This is a genomic window from Stenotrophomonas sp. PS02298, assembly GCF_029959445.1.
GTDB lineage: Bacteria > Pseudomonadota > Gammaproteobacteria > Xanthomonadales > Xanthomonadaceae > Stenotrophomonas.
The window spans coordinates 1-884 of the sequence record NZ_JASCOR010000329.1 but is presented as its reverse complement, the minus strand read 5'-3'; the positions used below and the strand labels follow the sequence as shown (position 1 = coordinate 884).

General features: G+C 61.5%; 1 protein-coding gene. It reads right to left on the bottom strand.

The window, feature by feature from the left end:
* Positions 1-65: 65 nt before the first annotated feature.
* Complete coding sequence (locus QMX78_RS21465; protein ID WP_282273487.1) at positions 66-722, bottom strand: thiopurine S-methyltransferase; 657 nt, start codon at positions 720-722, stop codon at positions 66-68.
* Positions 723-884: the final 162 nt, after the last annotated feature.

Genomic DNA, 884 nt, shown 5'->3' with positions numbered 1-884 from the left:
GTGCCGACCCATGGTCGGCATCTGTCAGGTCTATCGGTAATGCCCCTGCCGACCATGGGTCGGCACTACAGGCGCTGCAGCCTGTAGACGGCGGTGGAAAGTGCAGTTGCGCCGTCCGCGCGGAAATCCGGCTGCTGATCAAGGATGTCGCGGCGTTCCAGCAGGCCGGCCTGCCAGGGGCTGGCGAACAAGCGCTGCACTTCGGCTTCCTCCACCGAGAACGGCGGGCCCTGCTTTTCGTCCTGCGGGTATTCCAGGGTGATCAGCACGCCTTGGGAACCTATCGGCAACTGCCCGTACAAGGTGTCGCGGTAGTGTTGGCGCAGGTGCGGCGGCAAGGCGATCAGGGCGGCGCGATCGTAGACGCCGGCTGTGTCTGCCAGCAACTCCGCGTCCAGTGCAAATGCATCACCACAGATGATTTCAATCGGCCCGGCGCTGTAGTGCTCGCCGTACTGGCTGCTGTGGCGCTGCGGAATGATGTCGGCTTCGGCGAAGAACTGCTCGATCGCCATTGGCGACAATTCGACACCAAGCACGCGGTGGCCTTGCGCGGCCAGCCAGTGCATGTCCAGGGTCTTGCCGCACAGCGGCACCAATACGCGGCTGCCTGCCGGGAGTTGCAGTTCGGGCCAGTGCTTCTGCAGCAGTGGCATCACTTCGTTGCGATGGAAGCCGATTTGACCGTTTTGCCAACGTTGCAGCCAGAAGTCGGGTTGCATGGGGTTCTCCAATTGCGTTTGCTGGTGACTTGTAGGAGCGGCGTGAGCCGCGAAGCTGATGGCAATGGATCAAGCGTGGTCTATGGTCACTGAGGTTTGTTGGTTCAGTGGCTTCGCGGCTTACGCCGCTCCTACAAAAGCATAAAAAAAGAAGGCCGGGCA

What these genes read in the sequence shown, in the direction of transcription:
- QMX78_RS21465 (WP_282273487.1), bottom strand. Translation starts at nt 722, where the DNA reads ATGCAACCCGACTTCTGGCTGCAACGTTGGCAAAACGGTCAAATCGGC.